The sequence below is a fragment of the Microbacterium lacusdiani genome, assembly GCF_054779895.1.
This window is the reverse complement of sequence record NZ_BAAGXJ010000001.1, coordinates 77,339-103,089: the sequence shown is the minus strand read 5'-3', so window position 1 is coordinate 103,089 and position 25,751 is coordinate 77,339. Positions and strand designations below refer to the sequence as shown.

Below are 25,751 nucleotides of genomic sequence, written 5' to 3'. Positions count from 1 at the left end.
CGGGTGGCGCTCAGCCGCCGAAGCGGCGCTCGCGGGTCGCGTAGTCGCGAATCGCGCGCAGGAAGTCGACCTCGCGCAGGTCGGGCCCGAGGGCCTCGACGAAGTAGAACTCGCTGTGCGCGCTCTGCCAGACGAGGAAGTCGCTCAGCCGCTGCTCGCCGCTCGTGCGGATCACGAGATCCGGATCCGGCTGCCCGCCCGTGTACAGGTGCTCGCCGATCGCCTCGGGCGTGAGGTTCTCCGCGAGCTCCTCGAGCGTGCCGCCGCGCTCGCCGTGGGCGGCGATGATGCGGCGGACGGCGTCGACGATCTCGTGGCGGCCGCCGTACCCCACCGCGAGGTTGACGTGCAGCCCGCCGTGGTCGCGCGTGCGCTCCTCGGCGTCGCGGAGCGCGGCGGCGAGGCTCTCCGGGAGCAGATCGGCACGGCCGACGTGCTGCACGCGCCAGTCGCCGCATTCGGCGAGCTCGGCCGCCAGGTCGGCGATGATCTCGATCAGGTCGGCCAGCTCGCGCTCGTCGCGCTTGCGCAGGTTGTCGTTCGACAGCAGGTAGAGCGAGACGACCTTGATCCCGAGCTCGTCGCACCAGCCGAGGAACTCGATCATCTTGGCGGCGCCCGCGCGGTGACCGTGTGCGGCGGTCTCGTAGCCGAGCTGCCGGGCCCAGCGGCGGTTGCCGTCGATCACCATCGCGACGTGATGCGGCACCCGCGAGGAGTCGATCTGATGGCGCAGGCGCGAGCTGTACAGCCGGTACAGCGGGCCGCGGCCCTCGATCGATCGCGTCCTTCGCACGTGCCTACGCTACTCCGGCCCGCCCGTGTGCCGTGCGCGGCATGCCATGCCGCGTACGCTCGGAGCATGACGCAGCCGCACGACGACGACCCGACCTCCGAAGACGGCGTGCCGCAGCTGCCCCTGCTGGATGAGGCCCGTCACGACGCGCAGACGGACATCCGGCCGACCTGGCGCGGCTGGATCCATGCCGGCACGTTCCCGGTCGCGGTCGCGGCGGGGATCGTGCTGATCAGCCTCGCGCAGGGCGCGCCCGCCAAGTGGGCGTCCGCGGTGTTCATGGCCTCGTCGCTGCTGCTGTTCGGCAACTCGGCGGTGTACCACCGCTTCGACTGGAACCCGTCCGTCAAGGCCGTGCTGCGCCGCGTGGACCACGCGAACATCCTGCTGCTGATCGCCGGCACGTACACGCCGATCGCGGTGCTGGCGCTTCCGCCCGAGAAGGGCACGCTGCTGCTCGTGCTCGTCTGGAGCGGGGCCCTCCTCGGCATCCTGTTCCGCGTGTTCTGGCTCGGCGCTCCGCGCTGGCTGTACGTCGCCCTCTACCTGCTGCTCGGCTGGGCGGCCGTGATGTACCTCGTCGACCTGTTCCAGGCCAACCCCGCCATGATGGTGCTCGTCATCGCCGGCGGCCTGCTCTACTCGGCCGGCGCCGCGGTCTACGCCATGAAGCGCCCCAATCCCTGGCCCGGCCACTTCGGCTTCCACGAGATCTTCCACGTCTGCACGGTGCTGGCCTTCCTGTGCCACTGGACCGGCGCCCTGCTCATCGCGCTGGATCCCCTGCCCCACGCCCTGTGACGCCGCGCCCGCCTCACGGCACGGTCGCGCTCGGTTATCCGTCTTCCGCGTCGCGGCGCGCTTCGCGCTCGCGGGCGGCGGCCTCCTCGGCGTCGAGCGCCTCGTTGGCCTCCTCGCGGTACCGTGCGCGGCGCACGCGCCGCAGCATGTCGAGCACCAGCAGGGTGACCAGGACCACCAGGATGACGATCACGGCGAAGCCCATCGGCCCGGGGCTGACCAGCATGGGGTCGACCGTGGGCGTGGGCGTGGGGGTGGGCATGGTGCCGAGGGCCTGCATCGGGTGGCTCCTGTTCTAGCCTGGTGGAACCAGCCTAACTTTCCCCGAGGACGCGCATGACCACGCAGGCCGAGCTCGACGACCGCTACGGGCGGACGGCCGACCCCGCGCGCCGGCGGATGCTGTGGGGCACCGTGATCGCCGTCGCGGCCGCGGGCATCGGGTGGCTCGGCTGGACCGCCGTGTCCACCTCCCTCGACGCCGTGTCCGTCGACGGTCTCGGGTACGAGGTTCTCGACGAGCACAGCGTCCGGGTGTCGTTCCAGCTCACCGCGCCGCCGGGACGCGACGTCGCGTGCGCGGTCCAGGCGCTCGACCAGGAGTTCGGCGTCGTCGGCTGGAAGATCGTCCGGTACGAGGGCGACGGTGGCCACGCGATGTCCCGCACGGAGACCGTCCCGACGGTCGCCGAGGCGACGACCGGTTTGGTCGAAACCTGCTGGGTCACGTAGTCTTTCCGGACTGACTCGCGACGCCCCGGCCGAACGCCGGGGCGTCTTGCACTATCCCCGCCCGATCGAAGGAGTCCATCGTGTCCAATGACGCACAGGTCACTTTCCTCACGCAGGAGGCCTACGACCGACTCGCCGCCGAGCTCGAGCAGCTCTCGACCACCGGCCGCGAGGAGATCGCCAAGCGCATCGAGATCGCCCGCGAGGAGGGCGACCTCAAGGAGAACGGCGGCTACCACGCCGCCAAGGACGAGCAGGGCAAGATCGAGATGCGCATCCGCACGCTGCAGGCGCTGCTCAAGGAGGCCGTCGTCGGCGAGGCGCCCGAGTCGGACGGCACCGTGCAGTCGGGCACCGTCGTGACCGCGCTCGTGCTGGGCGACGAGGAGCGCTTCCTGCTCGGCAGCCGCGAGATCGCGGGCGGCACCGACCTCGACGTGTACAGCGAGCAGAGCCCCCTCGGCGCGGCCATCCTCGGCCTCAAGGAGGGCGACAAGACCTCCTACACGGCCCCCAACGGCAAGGAGATCCCGGTCGAGATCGTCAAGGTCGAGACCTTCACCGGCTGAGGGACGCCTTCTAGTCGGGCAGCACCTCGGGCTCGTAGCCCGCGTCGCGGAGGATCTGGAGCGTCAGCTCACGGTGCTCCTGGCCGCGGGTCTCGACCGAGATCTGCAGCGCCACCTGGCTGATCTGCAGGCCCTGCCCGTGGCGGGTGTGCAGCACCTCGACCACGTTGGCGCCCGCCTCGGCGATCAGCTCCGACACGCGCGCGAGCTGTCCGGGTCGGTCGGGCAGCGGGATCTTCACCGTCATGTAGCGCCCGGATGCCGCCAGGCCGTGAGCGACAACTCGCTGCAGCAGCAGCGGGTCGATGTTGCCGCCCGACAGCACGGCGACCGTCGGCCCCGTGGTCTTCACCTTGCCCGCGAGGATCGCCGCGACGCCGACCGCGCCCGCCGGCTCCACGACCACCTTGGCGCGCTCGAGCAGCACGAGCAGCGCCCGCGCGATGTCGTCGTCGCTGACCGTGACGACCTCGTCGACCAGCTCGCGGATGATCTCGAACGGCACGTCGCCGGGGCGTGAGACGAGGATGCCGTCGGCGATCGTCGGCTGCGTCTCGACGGACACGGGCCGGCCGGCGGCGAGCGACGGCGGGAACGGCGCGGCGTTCTCGGCCTGCACGCCGATGATGCGCACCTCGCGGCCCTCGGCGGCCGCCCGGGCCTTCGCCGCGGCCGCGACGCCCGCGATCAGGCCGCCGCCGCCGATCCCGAGGATGATCGTGGAGACGTCGGGGGCGTCGTCCATGATCTCGAGCCCGAGCGTGCCCTGGCCGATCACGACGTCGCGGTGGTCGTACGGGTGGATGAGCACCGCGCCCATGCGCTCGGCGTGCTCCGCCGCGCGCTTGAGGCCCTCCATCACGGTGGCGCCCTCGAGCACGACCTCGGCCCCGTACCCGCGCGTCGCCATGAGCTTGGGCACCGGCACGCCGAGCGGCATGTAGATCGTGGCCGGGATGCCGAGCTGCTGGGCTGCGAGGGCCACGCCCTGCGCGTGGTTTCCCGCCGACGCCGCCACGACGCCGCGCGCGCGCTCCTCCGGCGTCAGCTGCGCGAGCCGGTAGGTGGCGCCGCGCACCTTGAACGACCCGGTGCGCTGGAGGTTCTCGAGCTTCAGCCGCACCGGGGCGCCCAGCACCTCGGACAGGTGCAGCGAGTACTCGAGCGGCGTGTGCTCGACCACGTCGGCCAGGCTGCGCGCCGCCGCCTCGAACTCCTCGAGCGTCGGGATGGCGGGCGCGGCGGCGGTCGGCTCGGCGGGCTGCTGGGGGTCGAGGGTCGTCACGTGTGCGTTCCGTTCGTGGGGGCGGGGCCGCCGGGCTCGGCGTCCCCGGCGCGGGCGGTTCCGGTGCGGTGGTGCCCGTCGCCCTTGGCGGGTCCGATGGTCTTGGGGACGGTCTCCCAGATCAGGTCGCCGTGCAGCGGCTCGCCCGTGCGCCACGACCCCGAGGACAGCGTCACGGCGACCACGTTGACGAACGCGGCCAGCGGGACGGCGAACAGGGCGCCGGGGATGCCGGCGATCATGGATCCGCCCGCGACGACCATGACGACCGCGAGCGGGTGGACCTTCACGGCCGAGCCCATCAGGATCGGCTGGAGCACGTGGCTCTCGATCTGCTGCACAGCCAGCACGACCGCGAGCATCGCGAGCGCGATCCAGATGCCGTGATAGACCAGCGCGATGAACACCGCGACCGCTCCCGTCACGATCGCGCCGACGAGCGGCACGAAGGATCCCAGGAACACCATCACGGCGATCGGGATCGCCATCGGCAGGCCGAGGAAGAACGCGCCGAGGCCGATGCCGACCGCGTCGATCGTCGCGACGAGCATCTGCGTGCGCGCGTAGTTGATCACCGTGCGCCAGCCGTTGCGCGCTGCGGTGTCGACCGCGGCGCGCGCCTCGCGCGGGAACAGCTGGACGGTCCAGCGCCAGATGCCGCCGCCGTCGGCGAGGATGCAGATCAGGGCGAACAGGGTCAGCAGGATGCCCGCGCCCAGGTGGCCGACCGTGGATCCCACGGCGAGCGCGCCGCTCCACAGCGTGCCGGCCTGCTCCTGGAGCAGATCCACGCCCTGCGCGAGGTACGCGTCGATCTCGGCCTCGGAGATGCCGATCCCGACCAGGAAGCCGCGCAGCTGGTCGATCGCCTCGAAAGCACGCCCGCGCACCGAGGGCATCTCGCGCGACACCTGCCACACGACGAGCCACACCAGGCCGGTGACGATCGCGATGGTCCCGATCATGGTGAGCGCGATGGCGGCCCAGCGCGGGACGCGGTGACGCAGCAGCCAGGAAAGCGCCGGCCAGACGAGGGCCGTGACGAGGATCGCGACGAGCAGCGGGATGACCAGGAGCTTGAACTGGATGACGAGCCAGACCAGCACCCCGGCGGCGGCCGCGATCACGAGGAAGCGCCACGCGTAGGCGGTCGCGATGCGCAGGCCGAGCGGCACGGCGTCGGGCGCGGAGGCCGCCGGGCGCGCCGTCGGACGGCCGCGCGACGACTCGGCCGGGCGCGGCCGGAAGACGTCCCAGAACCCGCCGCGGGGCTTGTCGTCGCTCATCTGCGTCAGTCTAAAGCCGGGCCTCTCCGGCCCCGGCATATATGTCAGCCGCTGCGCCCGCCCGCGATGTCGGAGCCCGCCGCTAGGGTGGCGCGCGTGAAGCAGCAGCTGTCCCTGGCCGAGGCCCGCCGCGTCGCGCTGGCGGCGCAGGGCTTCGCCCGTCCCCGCCCCGAGTCCCCCGGCGCGCGCCAGCTCAACGGCGCGATCGCGCGCATGGGCACGCTGCAGATCGACTCCGTGAACGTGTTCGCGCGCTCGCACTACGTGCCGCTGTTCTCGCGGCTCGGCCCCTACGATCCCGCGATCCTCGACCGGCTCGTGATGCGCCATGGCGCCGGCGGCCGGCCCCGCTCGACGGGCGCGTACTTCGAGTACCTCGGTCACGAGGCGACCTTCCTGCCGGTCGAGGACTGGCCGCTGTGGCGGTTCCGGATGGACGCCATGCGCGCCAAGTACGGCGGCCCGGACAGCTGGTACGCGGAGAACGCGGCGACGGTCGAGTGGGTGCGCGCCGAGCTGGCCGCACGCGGGCCGCTGCGTCCCGCGCAGATCGAGTCGGACGCGCACCGCGGCGCGCGCGGGCCCTGGTGGGACTGGGACGTGGTCAAGCGCGCGCTCGAGATGATGTGGCGCTTCGGCGAGGTCGCGATCGCCGGACGAAGGGGCTTCGAGCGCCGGTACGGGCTCACGGAGCAGGTCATCCCGGCGGCGCTCCTCGACGTCGAGGTGAGCAGTGAGGATGCGATCCGCGAGCTCATGCGCCGGGCCGCACGCGCGTCCGGCGTCGCGACGGCGTCCGACCTGGCCGACTACTACCGCATCCGCGATCGCCGCGCCGTGCTGGCGGCGGTGCACGAGCTGGTCGACGCGGGCGAGCTCGCGCCGGTCGCGGTCGAGGGGTGGAACCGGGGCTCCTCTCCCCTGCCCGCGTGGGCGCACCGCGACGCGACGCTGCCACGCCGGATCACCGCCGCGACGGTGCTGACGCCGTTCGATCCCGTGGTGTGGTTCCGGGAGCGGGCCGAGCGGCTGTTCGACTTCGACTACCGGATCGAGATCTACACGCCGGCGGACCGGCGCCGCTACGGCTACTACTCGCTGCCGGTGCTCGTGGATGACCGCATCGTCGGCCGCGTGGACCTGAAGGCCGACCGCCCCGCGTCGACCCTGCGGGTGCAGTCCGCGTGGTGGGAGGCCGGCGTGCCCACGGCGAGCGCGGAGCGGGTCGCGACGGCGCTCCGTGAGGCGGCCGCCTGGCAGGGTCTGGAGCGGATCTCGATCTCGACGTGGGGCGACGCGACCGCCGACCTCGCATTCGCGATGCCGGATGCCGCCCGGCACGAGCGCCCCTCGGTCGAGCCGTCTGCCCCCGAGCCGGTCCCGGCGGAGGGGGTCGAGCCGGCGCTCGACCCCGCTTGATCAGCGACGCGCGAAGTCCGGGGCATGCTCCGGACGCACGCCCACGCCGACCACGCGCGCGGGGACGGCGCTGAGCACGGGGGCCAGCCGCAGCAGACGCGCGACGGTGCCGGGCACCAGCGGCACCGTGCGACGCGCGAACGCCCGACGCAGACCGAGGTGCACGATGCGCTGCGCCGCCTGCGTGATGATCGTCGCCGGCGCGCGCCGGCGCTGCACGGCCGTCACGACGCGGTCGCTCATCCGACCCTGCAGCAGCGGCTCGGCGACGAGCGCCGCGGCGGCGACGCCGTCCTGCACAGCCAGGTTCACGCCGACGCCGCCCACGGGCGACATGGCGTGCGCCGCGTCGCCGATGCACAGCAGGCCGCGCGTCCACCACCGTCGCGCGCGGTTCAGCCGCACGTCCAGCAGGTGCACGTCGTCGAAGCCCACGTCCTCCATCGCGGCCGCGAGCTCCGGGACGGCCGCGGCGACCTCCGCGCGGAAGGCGCCGATCCCCGCGGCGCGCAGCTCGGGCTCGGAGCCCTTGGGGATCAGCATCGCCGCCTGCACGTAGTCGCCGCGCGGGATCAGGATGAACAGGCGCCCGCCCGCGCCCCGCGGCAGCAGGGTCCGCCCCACATCGACGGGCGCTCCGTCAGCGTCGCGCGCGGCGATGCGGAACCACAGCACATCGAACGGCACGGGGAACTCGCGCATCCGGAGCCCCGCGAGACGGCGCACGCGCGAGCCGCGTCCGTCCGCCCCGATCGTGAGCGTCGCGTGCAGCTCCTCGGTCATCCCGGTCGCGTGATCTCGGCAGCGGACGCCGGCCACGGCTCCGTCGCGGCGGACGAGCTCGACCACCTCGGTGCGCATGCGCAGGTGGAAGCGCGGCTCCTGCCGGCCCGCGTCGGCCAGCAGATCGAGGAAGTCCCACTGGGGGGCCATGGCGATGAATGGATGCGGGTGGCGCAGGCGCCCGAAGTCCGCGAGCGTTGCGACCGTGCCGTCCGCGGCGGGCACGCGCACGCCGTCGAGGCGCGAGAACGGGATCCTCGCGAACTCGTCCGCGAGGCCCAGCTCGTCGAGCAGCAGCTGGGTCGACGGGTGGATGGTGTCCCCGCGGAAGTCGCGGAGGAAGTCGGCGTGCTTCTCGAGCACCGTGGTGTCCACGCCGGCGCGGGCGAGGAGCAGCCCCGCGATCATGCCGGCGGGGCCTCCGCCGACCACGATGCAGCGGGCCGTGCCCGGGGCTCGTTCGCTCATGCCCTCACGATCCCGCAGGCGCGCCGGATCCGCCACAGCCGGGTGCGACGGCGCCCGTCAGCCGAGGAAGAGGGCGCGCAGCCGCTTGGTCGTGAAGACCAGGCCGATGGCGATCATCACGACGTAGTAGAGGACGTGCCACAGGAGCCCGACGCTCAGCACGCCGGTCGTCAGTCCGCGGACCAGCTCGACCCCGTGCCACAGCGGCAGCGCCATCACGATCTGCTGCACCCACTCCGGGTACACCGCGATCGGGTAGAACGTGGCCGAGAACAGGAACATCGGCAGCAGGGCGAAGTTGATCCAGTCCATGTGCTGGAACGTCTTCATGTAGCTCGTGACGGCCATGCCGAGGCTCGCGAAGCCGAACGCGATCAGCAGCACCGCCGGGAGGGCCAGGATCGCGGTCCACGACAGGTTCAGCCCCGCGAGCTGCATGATCGCCATGAAGCCGGTCGCGTAGAGCAGGCCCCGCAGCAGGGCGTACAGGATCTCGCCGAGCGCGACGTCCAGCGGCCCCAGCGACGTGGACAGCATGCCCTCGTAGAGCTTGCCGTAGTTGAGCTTGAAGAAGACGTTCCAGGTGGAGTCGTAGATGGCCCCGTTCATGGCCGAGACGGCGAGCAGCGCGGGGGCGATGAACGCGGCGTAGCTCACCTCGACCCCCTGGGAGGTCTGGACGTCGCCGACGAGGGCGCCCAGACCGATGCCCATGGAGGCGAGGTAGAAGACCGGCTCGAAGAACCCGGAGAGGACGACGATCCAGCTCGACGACCGGGCCGCGACGAGTCCGCGCTCGACGACGGACCAGGGATTGCCCGCCCACAGGGCGCGCACTCCCCCGCGGCGCGTGGTGTCCTCGACGTCTGCCACCGCGGTCATCGGGCGAGCCTCCGGACGAACACGCGACGGCCCCAGACGTACCCCGCCACGCACAGGGCGGCCAGGTACGTCACATGGACCGCGAGCATCCCGGGCGCGATGCCGGCCGAATAGGTGGCCGCTCGTCCGAGCTCGGAGCCGTGCCACAGGGGCGAGATCCAGCCGATCCACTGCAGCCACACGGGCAGTGTGTCGAGCGGGTAGAACGTGCCGGAGAACAGGAACATCGGCATGAACACGAACCGCTGCACGAGCGCGAACTGGCCCTTGTCGTCCTGCAGCGAGCCGGCGTAGGCCATGAGCGGGATCCCGAACGCGAGCCCGGCGAGCAGGCCGGCGGGGATGGCCAGCCACCCCGTTCCCGGCTGGGGCACGGACCCGAACAGCCACACGAACAGGTAGTACGCGGCGACCGCGACCGCCATCCGCGCGGCCGCACCCGCGATCACACCGTGCGTGATCTGCGGGCTCGACAGGGCGGAGGCGTTGAAGCCGTAGAAGTACCGCCGCCACTTGAACCCCGCCATGACCGGGTAGGTCATCTCCTCGGACGCGACCGCGATCGCGGCCGTGACCAGAAGGGCGGGCGCAACGAACACCAGGTAGGGCACCTCGGTGCCGTGGTCGACGACGGGAACCCGGATGAGCGCGGCGAGCCCGAGCGCGAGACCCAGCAGGTACATGATCGGCTGCCCGACCGCGCCGACCACGATCGTCCATCCGTACGCCCGCATGGCGCGCACCATGTGCTCGGTGACGTACCAGCTGCCCCGGCGTCGCGGGCGGCGGCCCCACTCCAGGGCCTCGGCGCGCAGCTCGTCGAGAGTCGGCTGCGCCGTGCGCGTGGCGCTCATTCGATCAGCGACCTTCCCGTCAGCCGCAGGAACACGTCCTCGAGGCTGGAGCGGCGCACGAGGCTCGTGATGGGCTGCAGACCCGCCGCGGTGACGCGCTCGAGCACGGCCTCGCCGTCGTGCGCGTAGATCAGGATGCGGTCCGGCAGCACCTCGAGGCGATCGCCGATGCCCTGCAGCTGCGCGGCGACCTGCTCGTTGCGCTCGGATCCGAAGCGCACCTCGAGGACCTCCCGGCTGGAGTGCTCGCGGATGAGCGATGCGGGCGTGCCCTCGGCCATGATGCGGCCGTGGTCGACCACGATCAGGCGGTCGCAGAGCTGCTCGGCCTCGTCCATGTAGTGCGTGGTCAGCACGAGCGTCGTGCCGCGCTCCTTCAGCCGGAACAGCCGATCCCACAGCACGTGCCTCGCCTGCGGATCGAGGCCCGTGGTCGGCTCGTCGAGCAGCAGGATGCGCGGGTCGTTGATGAGCCCGCGGGCGATCGTGAGGCGGCGCTTCATGCCGCCCGAGAGCTGGTCGACCTTGCTCTTGGCCTTGTCCGACAGCTGCGCGAAAGCGAGCAGCTCGTCGGCCTTCTCGTGGCACACGCGGCTGGGCAGCCCGAAGTAGCGCCCGTAGATATACAGGTTCTCGCGCGCGTTGAGCTCGCCGTCGAGGTTGTCCTGCTGCGGCACGACCCCCAGCCGGGAGCGGATCTCGGGCCCGTAGCGGTCGGGGTCCAGGCCGAGGATGGACAGCTCGCCGGCGGTGCGTGCCGAGACCGCGCCGATCATCTTCATGGTGGTCGACTTGCCGGCGCCGTTCGGGCCCAGCAGGCCGAACGACTCCCCCGGAGCCACCTCGAAGCTCAGCCCGTCGACCGCCACGAAGTCCGGCTTGCCCTTGACCTTGTACGTCTTGACGAGGCTCTGCGCGGAGATCACCGGTTCGGACACCGGACAACCATATCCGCGGCCTCCGACAATGGGCAGACCCCGTTCGATCGTTGAGCGGAGCGAGCGCCAGCGAGCGGAGTCGAAACACAGGAGACCGCCACCGGCACGTCAGAACGGCGGCGGGTCTGCGCCGAAGTCGGCGCGCGCGATCTCCGAGGACGCCTCGAACCGGACCACCGGGGTGGGTCTGTGCTTGTAGGCCTTGCCGGTGGGGCTGATGACCTCCATCACGCCGCCCGGCCCGTGACGGAATCTCCACGCGGAGTTGTGTTTCAGGACGTGGTGGGCGCGGCACAGGTTGGCGAGGTTGCGGACGCTCGTGGGGCCGCCGCGGGAGTACGGGATGGTGTGGTCGTCCTCGCACCGGATCGCGGGCTGCCGGCAGCCGGGGAAGCGGCAGTGCTCGTCCCGGGCGATCAGGAACCGGCGCTGCGCCTTGGTCGGTGTATACGTGTCGACCGTCTTCAGGCACCCGGTGTCGGGATCCTGGAACAGGCGCGTCCAGGTCGCCGCCTCCCCTGCGAGGCGGCGCGCGGCCTCCGCGGGGATCGGGCCATAGCCGGCGAGGAACGCCGACTCGTCACCGACGCCGGTCAGTGACTGCCACGGGACCGTGACCTGCACCGTCGCCTTGATCTTCGTCAGGGCATCCCCGCCCTGCTGGTCGATCAAATCCGCCGTGGGGAGCCCGGCGAGGGCGATCTCGGCGAACACGTCCGCCCGGATCTGATCCAACGTCCGCTCGTCGCCCTCGGCCTTCGTCCGGTAGATCGTGCGCGCCATCTGAGTGGCCCGGTCGTGCATCGCGTACACCGTCACGGCCGGGCCGATGTAGGTGAGCTCGCCCATCCCGTCCGGAAGCGGAGCCACGCTCACGGAGCGGTCGGCCATCGCCTCCTCGTGGCGCTCCTCCAACGGCAGCGGCTCGATGTCATCGGCGAGCTTCCGTGCGACCGACCCGAGCTGCCCCGCGGTGAGCTTCACCGCGCGGGGCAGGATGATCCGCTCGAACTCCGCCCGCGCGTCCTCATCCTCCAGACGACTGCCGGCGTCGACGATCGCCCGGACGTGGGCCTCCGAGATGCGCCCTTCCTCGAACACCGCGAACGTCGCCGGGAACCCGTCAACCAGGTCGACGGACCATTCCATCCGCATCCGGATCGACCGGTCGGAGATCCGGGCGGCCACTCCGAACTCGGCAGCCATCGATCGGACCGGGTGCTCGAACTCCGACCCGATGCCGGCGCGGCGCATCTGCGCCTCCGCGATCGCCCGCGCTTCGGCGAGCCGCTTGGCCTGACGCGCCTGCGCCCTCGCGATGACCGCCTGGTCCTCCAGAAACCCCTCGACCAGCTCCGACATGCGCGCCAGCTCACCCAGGGTGGGAGTCCACCCGGTCGAGTGCGCCTGTGTCGTCATGCTCCGATTCTTCCAGGGGCCACCGACATTCAGCGGGCCGGAAAGGGCAGATCAGGTCAGTGAACCGAATCTGTGGAGAAGTCGTCGCTACGGCACCCTGTGGACGAGCGGCGCGCCGGCCGGCAGGGAGGGTTCGGACACGTTTCGACGCCGGCGCTGGCACGCCTCCGCTCAACGACCGAAGGGTCAGAACTGGACGCGGGGCGGCTCGGCGATTGCGGCGCCGTCGACCACCTCGAAGAACTCCCGCTCGTGGAAGCCGAGGTTGCGTGCGAACAGGTTGTTCGGGAAGACCTTGATCTTGGTGTTCAGCTCGCGCACGCCGCCGTTGTAGAACCGGCGCGACGCCTGGATCTTGTCCTCGGTGTCGACGAGGGCGTGCTGGAGCTGCAGGTAGTTCTGGCTGGCCTGGAGCTGCGGGTAGGCCTCCGCGACCGCGAACAGGCTCTTGAGCGCCTGCTGCAGGTGCCCCTCGGCGACGCCCGCCTCGGCGGGCCCCTGCGCAGAGAGGGTCTCGGCGCGTGCCCGGGTGACGTTCTCGAACACGGCCTTCTCGTGCGCCGCGTATCCCTTGACGGCCTCGATCAGGTTGGGGATCAGGTCCGCGCGGCGCTTGAGCTGCACCGTGATGTCGCTCCAGGCCTCGTCCACCCGCACGTTGAGCTGCACGAGCGAGTTGTACGTCGCCCACAGGTAGATGCCGGCGATGACGACGATCGCCAGCACGATGACGACAGGAATCAGCCATTCCATCGGGAACCCCCCTCGGTGATTGCCCCCATCCTAGACGCGGGTCCTCCCCGCACGATCGGCGGCCGCGGGACTCGCAGGGCCTCCCCATCGTCGCTCCGGGGACAGGTCCCCAGCGCGCTCGGAGCGCGCGCTTCCTGCAATGGGGCCGGATATCGACCCGAAGACAGCTGCGTGAAGCCCGGACCACGCTCGCCGCGAAGCCGGTGTTCGTCGACACCTCGGGACGCCGGAGCCGGGCGCCGCGGCGGCGACCCCCGCGCCGCGACCGACCCCGGTTGCGACGCCGGCGCCCGCCGCGCGGCCCACGACGGCGCCCGCTCCCGAGACCGTCGAGGTTCCGACGCCCACCCCCACGCCTCAGCCCGCCGTCACGACGCAGCCCGAGGCCGAGCCCGCCACGGCCGCCGTTCCGGCGCCGACCGCGGAGCCCGAGACCGCGACCGCGCCGGGCCGCAGCGGCGACGCCCCCGGCCGCGCCAAGAAGCCGACCGAGCCGCCGCGACCGTGACCGGCGGCATGCGACGGGCCCTGCGGCGACGTCCCGCGGAGCGCGCCCACTGGGTCGTCCTCGCGGCCGTACTGCTCGCCGTCCTGGTCGCCCTGCTGGTGCAGGGCTACACCCATCGCCTCAGCACGATCGGCGACGCGGCGCCGCCCGCGACCGCGAGCGCCGAGCGTGTTCCCTCCGAGGTGCTCCACGGCGGGCCGGTGATCGACACGAGGGGCGCGGATCCGCGCACGGCGTCACCCGCGCCGGGCACCGTGGCGCTCACGTTCGACGACGGGCCCGATCCGGAGTGGACGCCGCGCATCCTGGACGTCCTGCGCGAGCACGGCGCCACCGCGACATTCTTCGCGGTCGGCACCGCCGTGATCGACCACCCCGACCTCGCGCGGCGCATCGGCGCCGAAGGCCACGAGCTCGGCGTGCACACCCTGACGCACGTCGACCTCGCCACGGCCCCCGCGTGGCGTCGCGAGGTCGAGATCGACGCCGCGCAGCTCGCGATCATCGAGGCGACCGGGCGGTCCGCGTCGCTGCTGCGGCCGCCCTACACCTCGACGAACTCGGCGGTCGACGACGCGATGTGGTCGGCCATCCGGCACGCGGGCGACGAGGGCTACCTCACGGTGCTCGCGACGAAGGACGCCCGCGACTGGGAGACGCCGGACCCGGATGCGATCGAGCGCGCCATCGTGGACGGCGCCGCGTCGGGCCAGGTGGTGCTGCTGCACGACGGCGGCCGGAACCGCGCCGCGACCGTCGCGGCGCTCGACCGCGCGCTCGACCGGCTCGACGACGCCGGGCACCGGGCGACGACCGTGAGCGAGGCCGTGGGGCTGGAGCCCGTGATGACCGAGGCGGCACCCGGCGACCGCCTGGCCGCGTCCGCGGCGGCCTGGGGCATCCGGATCAGCGACGCCGTCGTCACCGTCATCGCGTGGATGCTCGTGATCACGGGCGCCCTGACCGTCGCGCGGGCCGTGCTGGCCGTGGCCGCGGCGGCTCGGCATCGCCGTGCCGCGCGACGGCGACGGGAGGAGCCGGCGCGGCCCGTGGTGCTCGATCCGGTGACGGTCATCGTGCCGGCCTACAACGAGTCCGCCGGCATCGAGGCGGCCGTCCGCTCGATCGCCGCGTCGAGCACGAGGTGGAGATCATCGTCGTCGACGACGGCTCGACGGACGGCACCGCCGACATGGTGGAGGCGCTCGCCCTGCCGCGGGTCCGCGTCATCCGGCAGCCCAACGGCGGCAAGCCCGCCGCGCTCAACACGGGCCTGCGCGCTGCGTCGCACGAGCTCATCGTGATGGTCGACGGCGACACCGTGTTCGAGCCGGGAACCGTGCGCGCGCTCATCCAGCCGTTCTCCGACAGCCGCGTCGGCGCGGTGTCGGGGAACACGAAGATCGTGAACCGCGGCGGCGTGCTCGGAGCCTGGCAGCACATCGAGTACGTCGTGGGGTTCAACCTCGACCGGCGCCTGTTCGACGTCGCGGAGTGCACGGACCTCACGATGGCCGTGTGCCGGGACGGCTGGCGCGTCGTGTACCAGGACGACGCCGTCGCGTGGACGGAGGCACCCGCCTCGATCGGCGCGCTGTGGCGGCAGCGATACCGCTGGTGCTACGGCACGATGCAGGCGATGTGGAAGCACCGCTGTGCGCCATGCTGATGCGCCCGCACACGGTCGGCCACGAGGGCATCCGCGCCCGCAGCGGGCTCGAGATCGACGTGCCGCTCGCGTGGGACGACATCGCCTCGGTGGAGATCGCCCGACGCGCCGACGAGGAGAAGGCGCCGCGGATCGCCGACGAGGACGGCCGCGCGACCCTCGCGCTGCGGATGGCGAACGAGACCAACATCCTGATCGCGCTCGAGCGGCCGACCGTCGTGCGGCTGCCGGGCCTCGCGCCGAAGGGCGGCGACCACCTCGTGGAGCAGGTGCGGCTCTGGGCGGACGACCAGAGGGCGCTGATGCGCGCGGTCGCGCAGCACATCTGAGCCGACGCGCGCGTGCCCCCGCTGGGATTCGAACCCAGACTGCGGCGAGTTTAAGTCGCCTGCCTCTGCCGGTTGGGCTACGGGGGCGGTCGCTCCACGTTACCCGCCGCGCGTGGCATAGCCTGGTGCCGCTGTCGACGAAGACGCAGGAGGTCCCGTGCCGCACACCCCCGGCCACACGCCCGCGAGCAACATCGAGATCGCCCAGGCCGCTCGCCTGCGCCCCATCGGCGAGATCGCCGCGGCGGCCGGCATCCCCGACGAGGCGCTCGAACCGTACGGACGCACGAAGGCCAAGGTCGCGCTGTCCTGGCTGCAGGGCCTGGCGGATCGGCCGCGCGGCCGGCTGGTGCTCGTCACGGCCGTCTCCCCCACCCCGGCCGGCGAGGGCAAGACCACGACCACGGTGGGGCTCGGCGACGCGCTGACCCGGATCGGCGAGCGCGCCATGATCTGCCTGCGCGAGCCCGCCCTGGGCCCGGTGTTCGGCATGAAGGGCGGCGCCGCGGGCGGAGGCCGCGCGCAGGTCGTGCCGATGGAGGACATCAACCTGCACTTCACGGGCGACTTCGGCGCCATCGCCGTCGCGACCAACCTGCTCGCCGCGATGATCGACAACCACGTGCACCACGGCAACGCGCTGGGCATCGACGTGCGGCGCATCACGTGGCGCCGCGTCCTGGACATGAACGACCGCGCGCTGCGCGATACCGTGATCGGCCTCGGCGGCACGGGCAACGGGCACCCGCGCGAGAGCGGGTTCGACATCGTGGTGGCCAGCGAGGTGATGGCGATCTTCTGCCTCGCGACGAGCCTCGCGGACCTCAAGCGGCGCCTCAGCCGCATCGTCGTCGCCCGCACCCGCTCCGGCGCGCCCGTCACCGCCGCCGACCTCGGAGCGCACGGCGCGATGACCGCCGTGCTGCGCGACGCGCTCGCCCCGAATCTCGTGCAGACGCTCGAGCACACGCCCGCATTCGTGCACGGCGGCCCGTTCGCCAACATCGCGCACGGCTGCAGCTCGCTGATCGCGACCGAGGCCGCCCTGCGCCTGGCGGACTACGTGGTGACCGAGGCCGGCTTCGGCGCCGATCTCGGGGCCGAGAAGTTCGCCGACATCGTCGGGCGCCGGGGCGTGCAGGCGGACTGCGCGGTGATCGTCGCCACGGTCCGCGCCCTCAAGTACCACGGCGGGGTGGACGTGCCGCAGCTGCCGGTCGAGGACGTCGCCACGCTCGAGCGAGGGCTGGCGAACCTCGACCGGCACGTGCGCAACGTCCGGGAGGTGTACGGCCTGCCGTGCGTCGTGGCGATCAACCGCCGCGCGGACGACACCGACGCCGAGATCGCGGCGCTGATCGCGGGTGCCGAGCGGATGGGCGTGCGCGCCGTGGCCGCGACCCACTTCGCCGACGGCGGCGCGGGAGCCGAGGACCTGGCGCGCGAGGTCGTGCGGCTGTGCGACGAGGGCGGGGCCGCCCCGACCTTCACCTACGCCGACGAGGCGCCCCTGTGGGACAAGATGCGCGCGATCGCCCAGCGCGTGTACGGCGCCGCCGACGTGACCGGCTCGGCATCCGTGCTGCGCGCGGTCGAGACGCTCGAGGCGGAGGGCTACGGGGGCCTCCCCGTGTGCGTCGCCAAGACGCAGTACTCCTTCTCGACCGACGCGAAGCTGCGCGGCGCGCCGTCCGGACACGTCGTCGACGTGCGCGAGGTGCGGCTGGCGGCGGGCGCGGAGTTCGTCGTGATGATCTGCGGCGACATCATGACCATGCCCGGCCTGCCCGCCGACCCCGCGGCGGCGCACATCGACGTGACGGACGACGGCCGGATCACCGGCCTGTTCTGACCGCGGCGGCGCACATCGGCAACACGTACGCTGAGGACGTGACGATGCTGAACAAGGACATGACGCTGTGCATCTCGCTGTCGGCTCGCCCGAGCAACAACGGCACGCGATTCCACAACCACCTGTATGAGGCGCTCGGCCTGAACTGGATCTACAAGGCTTTCGCGCCGACGGATCTCGGGCAGGCGATCGCAGGAGTGCGCGGGCTGGGGATCCGCGGCTGCGCGATCTCGATGCCGTACAAGGAGGACGTGATCGCGCTCGTCGACCGCATGGATGCGTCGGCCACGGCCATCGACTCGGTCAACACGGTCGTCAACGACGACGGCGTGCTCACGGCCTACAACACGGACTACTCCGCGATCGCGCAGCTCATCGAGCGCAACCGTCTCGACCCCGCCGCCACGGTTCTGCTGCGCGGATCCGGTGGCATGGCCAAGGCCACCGCGGCGGCGTTCCGCGACGCGGGATTCGGCGACGTCACGATCGTCGCGCGCAACGAGGAGCGCGGCCGGGCACTTGCCCACCTGTACGGCTTCGGCTGGCGGGCCGACCTCGATGACCGCACGGCCGACGTCCTCGTCAACGTGACGCCCCTGGGGATGGCGGGCGGTGCCGACGAGCACGCGCTCGCATTCCCGGAGGCCGCGATCGCGGACGCCGCCGTGGTGTTCGACGTCGTCGCACTCCCCGCCGAGACGCCGTTCATCGCGGCCGGCCGGGCCGCGGGGAAGACGGTCATCACGGGTGCGGAGGTCGCGACCCTGCAGGCGCTCGAGCAGTTCGTGCTGTACACCGGCCTCCGGCCCACGGAGGATCAGGTCCGCGCGGCCGAGGAGTTCATGCGCGCGGGCGCCTGACGCCGCACGCGCGGGCCGTCGATCAGCTCGCGGGAGCCGGCTCGCCGTCACCGTGCGTGCGGCGCGAACGCACGTTCGCCGGTGTAAGGCGTCTCGGGCGTCGGCGGCACGAGCGGGGCGCGCGTGAGCGGATGGTTCACGACCGCCGCCCGGATGCCGAACACGGCGCTCATCATGTCGGCGTTCATGACGGCCGCCGGGACGCCGCTGACGTGCACGGTGCCCCCGTGCAGGGCGACGATGTGGTGCGCGTAGTGCGCCGCGAGGTTGAGCTCGTGCAACACCATGACGATGGTCATGCCCTCGCGCCGGTTGAGATCGGCGAGCAGATCGAGCACTTCGAGCTGGTGAGCGATGTCGAGATACGTGGTCGGCTCGTCCAGCAGCATGATCGGGGTCGCCTGAGCCGGCGCCATCGCGATCCACGCACGCTGCCGCTGGCCGCCCGACAGCTCATCGAGTGGACGCTCGGCGAGCTCGCCGAGTCCCGCCGACGCCAGGGCGCGGTCGACAATCTCCCGGTCCTCGCGACGCTCGCGTGCGAGGAACCCGCGGTGGGGGTGGCGGCCGCACTCGCACAGTCCGCGCACCGTGAGCCCCTCGGGCGCCATCGGCTGCTGCGGCAGCAACGACACCGTGAGCGCGACGTCGCGCCGCGAACGCGTCCGCAGGTCGGCGCCCGTCGAGCAGCACGCCGCCGCCGAGCCCGCGGCAGCGCTCCCCCGACGGTGCGCAACAGAGTGGACCGACCCGTTGCCGCCGATGAGCGCCGTGATGCGCCCAGGCGGGAAGGTGAGATCCACGCCCTCGAGGATCGGCGCCGACGGGGGGGGGTAGCCCACGGTGAGCCCGCGCGCCTCGAGCCGGGGCGCGGCCTATGCTCGGAGGCAGGGGGCGTCTCTGACGGGAACGCGACGAGGCGTTCGAGAACGTCGGATCCGACGAGAAGCGCCGGGCCAAGCACGCGAACAGCCGATGGCGAGGGCGTTGCCATGATTTGCAGTGGGCGCTGTAGAATGGTCTAACCATTGAGCGGAGGTCCGAATGGCGCGTGACCACGATCCCACCGACCCGCGATCCGAGCGCACGCACCGCGACCATCTGCTGACGCAGACCGCGAACTTCACGTTCGCGGTGAGCCAGGCGATGGCGGCCGTTGCCATCCCGCTCATCGCGGTCCAGGCCGGGCATCCCATCGGCGTGGTAGGCCTCATCGTCGCGCTGTCGGCCGTGTCGCAGACGGCGGCACGCCTCGGCATGGGGGCCCTGATGAGCCGCATCCCCACCAAGCACTTCATCGTCGCCGCCACGCTCCTGTTGGCGGGGTCGTGCTTCATCCTCGGCGCGAGCACCCAGCTGTGGGCCTTCGTCGTCGCGCAGCTCCTGCAGGGCGCGGCGCGCGCGTACTTCTGGACCGGGAGCCAGACGCACGTCGTGCGCTCCTCCGACTCCGCGGTGGCGGCCCTGTCCCGGCTGAACGTCGTGCAGGGCGTCGGCCAGCTGATCGGCCCCGCGCTCGCAGGCGCGATCGGGGCGCTGTCGCTGCAGGCCGCGCTGATCGCGGCCGGCGCCCTGAGTGCGCTCGCCGTGATCCCGTCCCTGGCCCTGATCCGGTTCGCGCCGTTCGCGGGGAGGCCGCGGACGGCGGCAGGAACACGACCCGACCGGATCTGGCTGCGACCGGGCGTCGCCACGGCCGCGAGCATGACCGCGGTCGGCGGCGCCTGGCGGGGCGTGCTGAACTCCTACCTTCCGGTGGTCCTCACCGCGGCCGGCCACTCCGTCACGATCGTCGGCGCGCTCGTCACGGTTGCCAACCTCGCGTCGCTCGGCGGCAGCGCCATCGCGGGTCGCATCCACGCGTGGGGGGCCGCCGCCGCGAATGCGATCGGCACCGCCGCGGCCGGGCTCGGTCTCGCCGCCGCGGCATTCCTGCCGGGACCGCTGGCGCTGGTCGTGCCGGTGCTCGCCGTGTCCGGCGCCGGCGCGGGCGTCCTGCAGACGGTCGGGCCGGCCCTGGCCGCGGACTCGGTCGATCCCGAGGAGCGCGGCAGAGCGATCGCGGCGATCGGGACGTTCCGGTCGATCTCCCTGCTGATCTCCCCCCTGCTCACGGCGGGGCTGGTCCTCGTCCTGCCCAGCGCCGCGATCGCCTCCGGCGTGGCCGGTATCATGATGTCCACCCCCGCCCTCGCGGCGCTCCGGCGCCGGACGAAGGCGGAACCGTCACAGGAAGGCGAGGACGATGCGGCCGGTGACGACGACCCGACACGGTAAGCGGGAGCTGCAGACCGTACCCGCCGAACTGTTCGCGCCGATCGAAACGCAGCGGTCATCGCAGACCGTGGCGGACCGGATCCGCGCGCTCATCCAGGACGGCACGATCGCCGTCGGCGACCGCCTGCCCCCCGAGCGCGAGTTCTGCGAACGCCTGGGCGTGAGCCGCGTGACGCTCCGGGAGGCCCTGCGCATCCTCGAGGCGAACGGCCTGATCACCGTCAAGGTCGGCGTCGCCGGCGGCGCGGTCGTCACGGTGCCCTCCGTGGACGTGGTGCGCGACAGCATCGGCGATCTGCTGGCGCTCTCGGCCCTCAGCAGCGCGGACATCACCGAGGCGCGCTCGATCGTCGAGCTCGGGATCACCCCGCTCGTCTGCGAGCGCGCCACCGCGCAGGATCTCGCCGACCTGCGGGCCCTGTGCGACAGCGCCTACGCCGCCCGCGAGCGCGGGATCTACGACGCGCGCGCATCGTTCGACTTCCACCGCCGCGTGGCGGCCGCGACGCACAACCCCGCGATCGTGCTGCTGCTGACCTCGTTCGAGGGCCCGATTCTGCGTTCGCTGACCGACGCCCACCACAGCGACACGAGCGGCGTCGACGAGCACAGGCAGTTCATCGACGCGGTCGCCGCGCGCGACGTCGACGCGGCCGTCGCGGTGATGCGCGCCCACCTGCAGCGCACGGCCGCGCGCGTCGCCTCCGCCTGATCACCGGCGCCACCCGCCCCGTCTTGACAACCGCGTTGCGGACGAGGATCATCGAAGCGTAAATGGTCTAACCATTAACACGACGGATGCTCGACGACGAGCGAGCTCCCTGGACCGCCCGGCGCCCGCCGCGGCGACTCACCCCCTAGGAGTCACCATGCGGATCGAAGCGAAGCGACACCTGTGCCAGAGCTATGGCAACTGCGTCGCCATCGACCCCGACCACCTCGACCTCGACGACGAGGGACTCGTCGTCGTCACCCGCGCCACCGTGGCCGAAGGCGAGCTGCCGACCGTGCAGGCCGGCATCCGCAGCTGCCCCGTGAACGCGCTCATCCTGGCGGAGGACTGACCGTGGCACCCGCGGCCGGCCATCCCGAGCGGATCGTCATCGTCGGCGGATCCGTCGCGGGCGCCCGCACCGCGCAGGCCCTCCGGGCCGACGGCTTCACGGGCGAGCTGGTCGTCGTCGAACCCGAGCCGGGTGAGGCCTACGACCGTCCGCCGCTGTCCAAGGAGTACCTCAAGGGCACGTGGTCGCGCGAGCAGATCGACCTCATCCCCGGCGGATGGGCGTCGGTCGACGCCACCGTGATTCCCGCGGCCGCCTCCTCGCTCGACCCCCGGGCCCGCACCCTCACCCTCGTGGACGGCACCGCCCTCGACTACGACGCGCTCGTGATCGCGACGGGGCTGAGCCCGCGGCCCCTGCGGGCCGATGACGGCGAGCCGATCGGGCACGTGATCGGCACGCTCGCGGACGCCGACGCGCTCCGCTCGCGTCTGGCCGAGGGCCGTCGCCTCGTCTCGATCGGCGGCGGATTCATCTCCGCCGAGGCGGCGTCCGTGGCGCGCGAACTGGGCCTCGACGCCGTGATCGTCGACCGCCGCGAGCATCTGCTGGAGCGCGCGCTCGGCGCCACGGTCGGCGCGCACGTGACCGCCACGCACCGCGCCCACGGCGTCGACGTGCGCAGCCGGGCCGAGGTCGCGTCTATCGCGCGCGCCGGCGACGGCGCCATGGTCACGCTGACGGACGGCACCGAGATCGCCGCGGACGTGCTGGTGTCGGGCATGGGGTCGGAGCCGAACACGGCCTGGCTCGACGGCTCCGGCCTCCGCGTCGACGGCGGCGTCGTGACGGATGCGCGCTGCCGGGCGTTCGGCGCCGCGGGCGTGTACGCGCTCGGCGACGTCGCGCACTTCTACGACGTGCACTCGGCCAAGCCGCGGCGAGTCGGGCACTGGACGAACGCCGCCGATCAGGCGACGGTCGTCGCACACAACCTGCTCAATCCCCGCGACCCCGTCGGGTATCGCGAGGCGCCGTACTTCTGGTCCGATCAGTTCGGCGAGAAGATCCAGGTCGCCGGCCATCCGGACCCGGACGCGCACGTCGACCTCCTCACCCTCGACGGCCCGACGCCGCGTCGCGTCGCGATCTACACCCACGGCGACGACGGCGGCTGCGGCGCGGTCGTCACGTTCGGGTGGCCGCGCGGCATGGTCGCCGTACGCCGGCTGATGCCGCTCGATCCGACCACGGCCGAGATGCTCGTCGAGCTCGAGACCCTCGCCGCGGGCGCCCGCCCCGTCGGCGTTTGAACACCCCCACATCCCACACCCACGAAAGCGAGGCAGTCGATGGCCGCCACCAACATCGGGTCCACCTCCGAGACCCCTCCTCCCCCGGCGCCCGCCGCCGATCCGCGCCGCGCGCGCGACCTGGTCGACCTGGAGACCGGTCAGATCAGCCGCGAGGTCTTCTTCAGCCAGGAGGTCTTCGACCTCGAGATGCAGAACCTCTTCCCGCGCGCCTGGCTCTTCGTCGGCCACGCGTCGCAGGTCGCCGAGCCGGGCGACTACTTCTCGTCATGGATGGGCAGCGACCCCGTGCTGCTCACGCGCGACGTGGACGGCGAGATCTACGTGCTCCTCAACTCGTGCCGGCACCGCGGCATGCGCGTGTGCCGCTACGACGAGGGCAACACGACCCAGTTCACGTGCCCGTACCACGCGTGGTCGTACTCGATGGACGGCAGCCTCGTGAACGTTCCCGGCGACCTGTTCGGCGTGCCGCACATGAAGGCCGCCTACGACGGCAAGCTCGACAAGCCGAACTGGGGCCTGGTGCGCTGCCCGAAGGTCTACAACTACAAGGGCCTCGTGTTCGCGAACTGGGACGAGAACGCCGAGGAGTTCCTCGACTACGTCGGCGACTTCCACTGGTGGCTCGACAACCTCGCCGACGCGTTCGACGGCACGCCCGGCGACACCGAGGTGTTCCACGGCGTGCTGAAGTGGCGCATCAAGTCGAACTGGAAGTTCGTCTCGGAGAACTTCCTGGGCGACACCTACCACGGCGCGTCGACGCACGCGTCGGTCGAGGCCGTCGGCATCGGCCCGGGCGGCCGCGGCAAGCGCCGCCACGGCGAGCGCCAGGACCAGGGCGGCCACTCGACCGGCCGCATGAAGACCTCCTTCCGCAACGGGCACGGCGCGAGCGACAACCTCGCGTACGAGATCGCGTACCCCGAGTTCCTCGAGCCCGAGATGAACGCGTACTTCGACGAGGCGTGGCAGGTCCGCAAGGAGCGCCTGGACGCGGAGGGCCGCCGGCTCGGCGGCCGCGGCCCCGCCACGATGTTCCCGAACATGTCGTTCGCGGCCGGCTTCCCGCGCAGCATCCTCGTCGCGCACCCGATCAGCCCCACCGAGACCGAAGTATGGCGCTGGTTCCTGACCGACAAGCGCGCGCCGGAGCACGTGCGCGAGTGGCTGCGCCAGTACTACATGCGCTACGGCGGTCCCGCAGGCATGACCGAGCAGGACGACATGGAGAACTGGGACTACGCGACCCAGGCGTCCAAGGGCGTCGTCGCCCAGCGGTACCCGTACAACTACCAGCAGGGGCTCGGCACCGAGCAGCTGTCCGAGCTGGATCGCGCCGTGCACTCGAACCACGCCATCTCGGGCGAGGTGAACGCCCGCGCGTTCTACCGGCGCTGGTCGGAGTTCGTCGACAACCTCAGCTGGGAGGAGCTGATCGCGATCGCCAAGTCGGACGACCGCATCGACGCGATCATCCGCCGCCAGCAGGACGAGGCCGCCGCCGAGCTCGCCTCGGAGAAGGAGACGTACTGATGTCCGCCCCCGACCACACCCAGGGCCCCGACCGCTGGAACCTCCTCCAGGAGGTCTCGGAGTTCCTCTACGCCGAGGCCGACCTGCTCGACGAGCGCCGCTACAACGAGTGGCTGGACCTGCTCGCGGACGACTACCAGTACAGCGTCCCCCTGCGGATGAACGTCGAGTACGCCGACGCCGACACGCGCGGCGAGACGAAGGCGGGCTCCGAGGTGTGCTGGTTCGACGAGCCGAAGTCGACGGTGGAGCTGCGCGTGATGCAGCTCGCGACCGGCGTGCACTGGGCGGAGGAGCCGGTCTCGCGCGTCTCGCACCTCGTGACGAACGTGCGGATCGAGGAGGTGACCTGGCCCGAGGTGAAGCTCTCGAGCCGGTTCCTCGTCTACCGCAACCGTGTCGCGGACGAGACCGACTTCTTCGTCGGCCGCCGCAAGGACACGTTGCGCCGGACCGACGACGGCTGGAAGGTCGTGCGCCGCTACCTGCTCCTCGACCAGACGGTGCTTCTCGCGAAGAACCTGTCGGTCTTCCTCTGAGGCTCGCGCCGCGCGGCGCGAGCCTCCCCCGGCTGGGTGGCGCAGGTCCTCGACCTCGCCACCCAGCGGGAAACCTTTCTAGAATGAACACGTGACCGACGCCGACGCCGCGAAGCAGCCGAACTATCCGATCTCCTCCGTCGGCAACGCGCTCCGGCTGCTGCTGATGTTCAAGGATCAGCCGCGGATCCGGCTGTCGGACGCCGCGGCCGCGCTCGGCGTCTCGACCTCCACGGCGCATCGGCTCCTCGCGATGCTGCAGTCGTACGACTTCATCCGGCAGGATCCCGAGGTCCGCACCTACACGCTCGGGCCGGTCCTGCTGGATCTCGGCCTGAAGGCCGTGCAGCACATGGACATCCGTGCGTTCGCACGCCCGATCCTCACCGAGCTCGCCCTGCGCCTCGACGAGACCGTCCACCTCGCGGTGTTGGAGGGCATGAACGTGCGCTACGTGTTCGGCGTCGAGGGCGAGCGTCAGCTGCGCGTGGCCGACCGCACCGGTCAGGTGCTCCCCGCGCACACGAGCGCGATGGGTCGCGCCCTCCTCGCCGATCTGCCGCAGGAGCAGCTCGAGCGGATCCTCCAGACCCTCGCGGAGCAGGACGTCGACGTCGATGCGCTGCGGGACGAGCTCGAGCAGATCCGCGAGGTCGGCTACGCGCTGAACTTCCGTCCTGACGACGTCGCGTCGATGGCCATGACGGTCCAGGATCCCCACGGCGTCGCGATCGCCGCGATCAACGCGGCCGGCCCGTCCGCCCGCATGTCCAAGCAGGACCAGAAGCAGATCGCGCGCCAGCTGCACGCGGCGGCGGCGCAGATCGAGGAGGCGCTGCGCGCGGCCCCGCCGGCCTGACGGCCCGGCCGCGCGCA

The 25,751-nt window shown here is 72.0% G+C and carries 27 protein-coding genes and 1 tRNA gene; 16 read left to right on the top strand and 12 right to left on the bottom strand.

The annotated features are described in order from the left end of the window. Window positions 1-10: 10 nt before the first annotated feature. Window positions 11-796, bottom strand: coding sequence for an isoprenyl transferase (locus ACYVGN_RS00500; protein ID WP_055989870.1), 786 nt, complete (start codon window positions 794-796; stop codon window positions 11-13). A 66-nt stretch (window positions 797-862) separates the two neighbouring features. Between ACYVGN_RS00500 and trhA the strand changes: the two genes are divergently transcribed. After that, on the top strand, window positions 863-1,597 hold the full coding sequence (trhA, locus tag ACYVGN_RS00495) for a PAQR family membrane homeostasis protein TrhA (RefSeq protein ID WP_460788085.1): 735 nt from the start codon (window positions 863-865) through the stop codon (window positions 1,595-1,597). Between the two features lie 34 nt (window positions 1,598-1,631). On the opposite strand, the gene ACYVGN_RS00490 is transcribed toward trhA, so the two are convergent. Next, on the bottom strand, window positions 1,632-1,877 hold the full coding sequence (locus ACYVGN_RS00490; RefSeq protein WP_460788084.1) for a hypothetical protein: 246 nt from the start codon (window positions 1,875-1,877) through the stop codon (window positions 1,632-1,634). A 56-nt stretch (window positions 1,878-1,933) separates the two neighbouring features. On the opposite strand from ACYVGN_RS00490, the gene ACYVGN_RS00485 reads away from it, so the two are divergent. Together ACYVGN_RS00485 and greA are read left to right on the top strand one after the other, a co-directional pair. Further along, complete coding sequence (locus ACYVGN_RS00485) at window positions 1,934-2,329, top strand: DUF4307 domain-containing protein (RefSeq protein ID WP_055989879.1); 396 nt, start codon at window positions 1,934-1,936, stop codon at window positions 2,327-2,329. A gap of 80 nt (window positions 2,330-2,409) precedes the next feature. Beyond that, the gene (greA, locus tag ACYVGN_RS00480; RefSeq protein ID WP_055989882.1) at window positions 2,410-2,898 is read left to right on the top strand and encodes a transcription elongation factor GreA; all 489 of its coding nucleotides are present in this window, start codon (window positions 2,410-2,412) and stop codon (window positions 2,896-2,898) included. A 10-nt stretch (window positions 2,899-2,908) separates the two neighbouring features. Here the strand turns inward: greA and ilvA are convergent, their stop codons facing one another. Together ilvA and ACYVGN_RS00470 are read right to left on the bottom strand one after the other, a co-directional pair. Further along, the gene (gene ilvA / locus ACYVGN_RS00475) at window positions 2,909-4,183 is read right to left on the bottom strand and encodes a threonine ammonia-lyase (protein WP_460788081.1); all 1,275 of its coding nucleotides are present in this window, start codon (window positions 4,181-4,183) and stop codon (window positions 2,909-2,911) included. Beyond that, on the bottom strand, window positions 4,180-5,469 hold the full coding sequence (locus ACYVGN_RS00470; RefSeq protein ID WP_460788080.1) for an AI-2E family transporter: 1,290 nt from the start codon (window positions 5,467-5,469) through the stop codon (window positions 4,180-4,182). Before ACYVGN_RS00470 ends, ilvA begins: the two co-directional genes overlap by 4 nt. 96 nt (window positions 5,470-5,565) lie before the next feature. On the opposite strand from ACYVGN_RS00470, the gene ACYVGN_RS00465 reads away from it, so the two are divergent. Next, window positions 5,566-6,888, top strand: a complete 1,323-nt coding sequence (locus ACYVGN_RS00465; protein ID WP_460788078.1) for a winged helix-turn-helix domain-containing protein — start codon at window positions 5,566-5,568, stop codon at window positions 6,886-6,888. Here ACYVGN_RS00465 and ACYVGN_RS00460 read toward each other — a convergent pair whose 3' ends face one another. The 6 genes from ACYVGN_RS00460 to ACYVGN_RS00435 form a co-directional block, all read right to left on the bottom strand. Further along, complete coding sequence (locus ACYVGN_RS00460) at window positions 6,889-8,139, bottom strand: FAD-dependent oxidoreductase (protein WP_460788077.1); 1,251 nt, start codon at window positions 8,137-8,139, stop codon at window positions 6,889-6,891. 57 nt (window positions 8,140-8,196) lie between these two features. Next, a complete protein-coding gene (locus ACYVGN_RS00455; RefSeq protein ID WP_460788075.1) occupies window positions 8,197-9,021 on the bottom strand; it encodes an ABC transporter permease in 825 nt (274 codons plus the stop codon). Continuing rightward, a complete protein-coding gene (locus tag ACYVGN_RS00450) occupies window positions 9,018-9,875 on the bottom strand; it encodes an ABC transporter permease (RefSeq protein ID WP_460788074.1) in 858 nt (285 codons plus the stop codon). Before ACYVGN_RS00450 ends, ACYVGN_RS00455 begins: the two co-directional genes overlap by 4 nt. Next, window positions 9,872-10,813, bottom strand: coding sequence for an ABC transporter ATP-binding protein (locus ACYVGN_RS00445; RefSeq protein ID WP_460788071.1), 942 nt, complete (start codon window positions 10,811-10,813; stop codon window positions 9,872-9,874). Before ACYVGN_RS00445 ends, ACYVGN_RS00450 begins: the two co-directional genes overlap by 4 nt. A 108-nt stretch (window positions 10,814-10,921) precedes the next feature. Then, the gene (locus ACYVGN_RS00440) at window positions 10,922-12,232 is read right to left on the bottom strand and encodes an HNH endonuclease signature motif containing protein (protein ID WP_460788069.1); all 1,311 of its coding nucleotides are present in this window, start codon (window positions 12,230-12,232) and stop codon (window positions 10,922-10,924) included. Between the two features lie 186 nt (window positions 12,233-12,418). Beyond that, window positions 12,419-12,985, bottom strand: a complete 567-nt coding sequence (locus tag ACYVGN_RS00435; RefSeq protein ID WP_055989900.1) for a LemA family protein — start codon at window positions 12,983-12,985, stop codon at window positions 12,419-12,421. A gap of 504 nt (window positions 12,986-13,489) precedes the next feature. On the opposite strand from ACYVGN_RS00435, the gene ACYVGN_RS00430 reads away from it, so the two are divergent. The 3 genes from ACYVGN_RS00430 to ACYVGN_RS00420 are packed head-to-tail and all read left to right on the top strand — an operon-like array spanning window position 13,490 to window position 15,491. Next, complete coding sequence (locus tag ACYVGN_RS00430) at window positions 13,490-14,797, top strand: polysaccharide deacetylase family protein (RefSeq protein WP_460788067.1); 1,308 nt, start codon at window positions 13,490-13,492, stop codon at window positions 14,795-14,797. Further along, window positions 14,686-15,162 carry a glycosyltransferase family 2 protein gene (locus ACYVGN_RS00425; protein ID WP_460788316.1) on the top strand — a complete coding sequence of 159 codons (477 nt, stop codon included), beginning with the start codon at window positions 14,686-14,688 and terminating at the stop codon, window positions 15,160-15,162. Before ACYVGN_RS00430 ends, ACYVGN_RS00425 begins: the two co-directional genes overlap by 112 nt. After that, window positions 15,135-15,491 (top strand): hypothetical protein, encoded by a 357-nt coding sequence (locus ACYVGN_RS00420; RefSeq protein ID WP_460788065.1) that lies wholly within the window; start codon window positions 15,135-15,137, stop codon window positions 15,489-15,491. Before ACYVGN_RS00425 ends, ACYVGN_RS00420 begins: the two co-directional genes overlap by 28 nt. Before the next feature lie 13 nt (window positions 15,492-15,504). Here the strand turns inward: ACYVGN_RS00420 and ACYVGN_RS00415 are convergent. Further along, window positions 15,505-15,578 (bottom strand) — tRNA-Leu (locus ACYVGN_RS00415). Between the two features lie 70 nt (window positions 15,579-15,648). On the opposite strand from ACYVGN_RS00415, the gene ACYVGN_RS00410 reads away from it, so the two are divergent. Beyond that, the gene (locus ACYVGN_RS00410; RefSeq protein WP_460788063.1) at window positions 15,649-17,343 is read left to right on the top strand and encodes a formate--tetrahydrofolate ligase; all 1,695 of its coding nucleotides are present in this window, start codon (window positions 15,649-15,651) and stop codon (window positions 17,341-17,343) included. A gap of 38 nt (window positions 17,344-17,381) precedes the next feature. Continuing rightward, window positions 17,382-18,203 (top strand): shikimate 5-dehydrogenase, encoded by an 822-nt coding sequence (locus ACYVGN_RS00405; RefSeq protein WP_460788062.1) that lies wholly within the window; start codon window positions 17,382-17,384, stop codon window positions 18,201-18,203. A 47-nt stretch (window positions 18,204-18,250) separates the two neighbouring features. On the opposite strand, the gene ACYVGN_RS00400 is transcribed toward ACYVGN_RS00405, so the two are convergent. Further along, window positions 18,251-19,006 (bottom strand): ABC transporter ATP-binding protein, encoded by a 756-nt coding sequence (locus tag ACYVGN_RS00400; protein ID WP_460788060.1) that lies wholly within the window; start codon window positions 19,004-19,006, stop codon window positions 18,251-18,253. Between the two features lie 241 nt (window positions 19,007-19,247). On the opposite strand from ACYVGN_RS00400, the gene ACYVGN_RS00395 reads away from it, so the two are divergent. The 7 genes from ACYVGN_RS00395 to ACYVGN_RS00365 all read left to right on the top strand — a co-directional run bounded on the left by ACYVGN_RS00395 (window position 19,248) and on the right by ACYVGN_RS00365 (window position 25,734). Next, window positions 19,248-20,480, top strand: a complete 1,233-nt coding sequence (locus ACYVGN_RS00395; RefSeq protein WP_460788058.1) for an MFS transporter — start codon at window positions 19,248-19,250, stop codon at window positions 20,478-20,480. Further along, window positions 20,458-21,192, top strand: a complete 735-nt coding sequence (locus tag ACYVGN_RS00390) for a FadR/GntR family transcriptional regulator (protein ID WP_460788057.1) — start codon at window positions 20,458-20,460, stop codon at window positions 21,190-21,192. The genes ACYVGN_RS00395 and ACYVGN_RS00390 overlap by 23 nt, the downstream gene beginning before the upstream one ends. A 157-nt stretch (window positions 21,193-21,349) precedes the next feature. Then, complete coding sequence (locus tag ACYVGN_RS00385; RefSeq protein WP_460788055.1) at window positions 21,350-21,544, top strand: ferredoxin; 195 nt, start codon at window positions 21,350-21,352, stop codon at window positions 21,542-21,544. Window positions 21,545-21,546: 2 nt separating this feature from the next. Beyond that, window positions 21,547-22,797, top strand: coding sequence for an NAD(P)/FAD-dependent oxidoreductase (locus tag ACYVGN_RS00380; protein ID WP_460788053.1), 1,251 nt, complete (start codon window positions 21,547-21,549; stop codon window positions 22,795-22,797). Between the two features lie 39 nt (window positions 22,798-22,836). Then, complete coding sequence (locus ACYVGN_RS00375) at window positions 22,837-24,336, top strand: aromatic ring-hydroxylating oxygenase subunit alpha (RefSeq protein WP_460788052.1); 1,500 nt, start codon at window positions 22,837-22,839, stop codon at window positions 24,334-24,336. Beyond that, complete coding sequence (locus tag ACYVGN_RS00370; protein WP_460788050.1) at window positions 24,336-24,875, top strand: 3-phenylpropionate/cinnamic acid dioxygenase subunit beta; 540 nt, start codon at window positions 24,336-24,338, stop codon at window positions 24,873-24,875. Before ACYVGN_RS00375 ends, ACYVGN_RS00370 begins: the two co-directional genes overlap by 1 nt. A gap of 91 nt (window positions 24,876-24,966) precedes the next feature. Further along, a complete protein-coding gene (locus ACYVGN_RS00365; protein ID WP_460788048.1) occupies window positions 24,967-25,734 on the top strand; it encodes an IclR family transcriptional regulator in 768 nt (255 codons plus the stop codon). Window positions 25,735-25,751 lie beyond the last annotated feature (17 nt).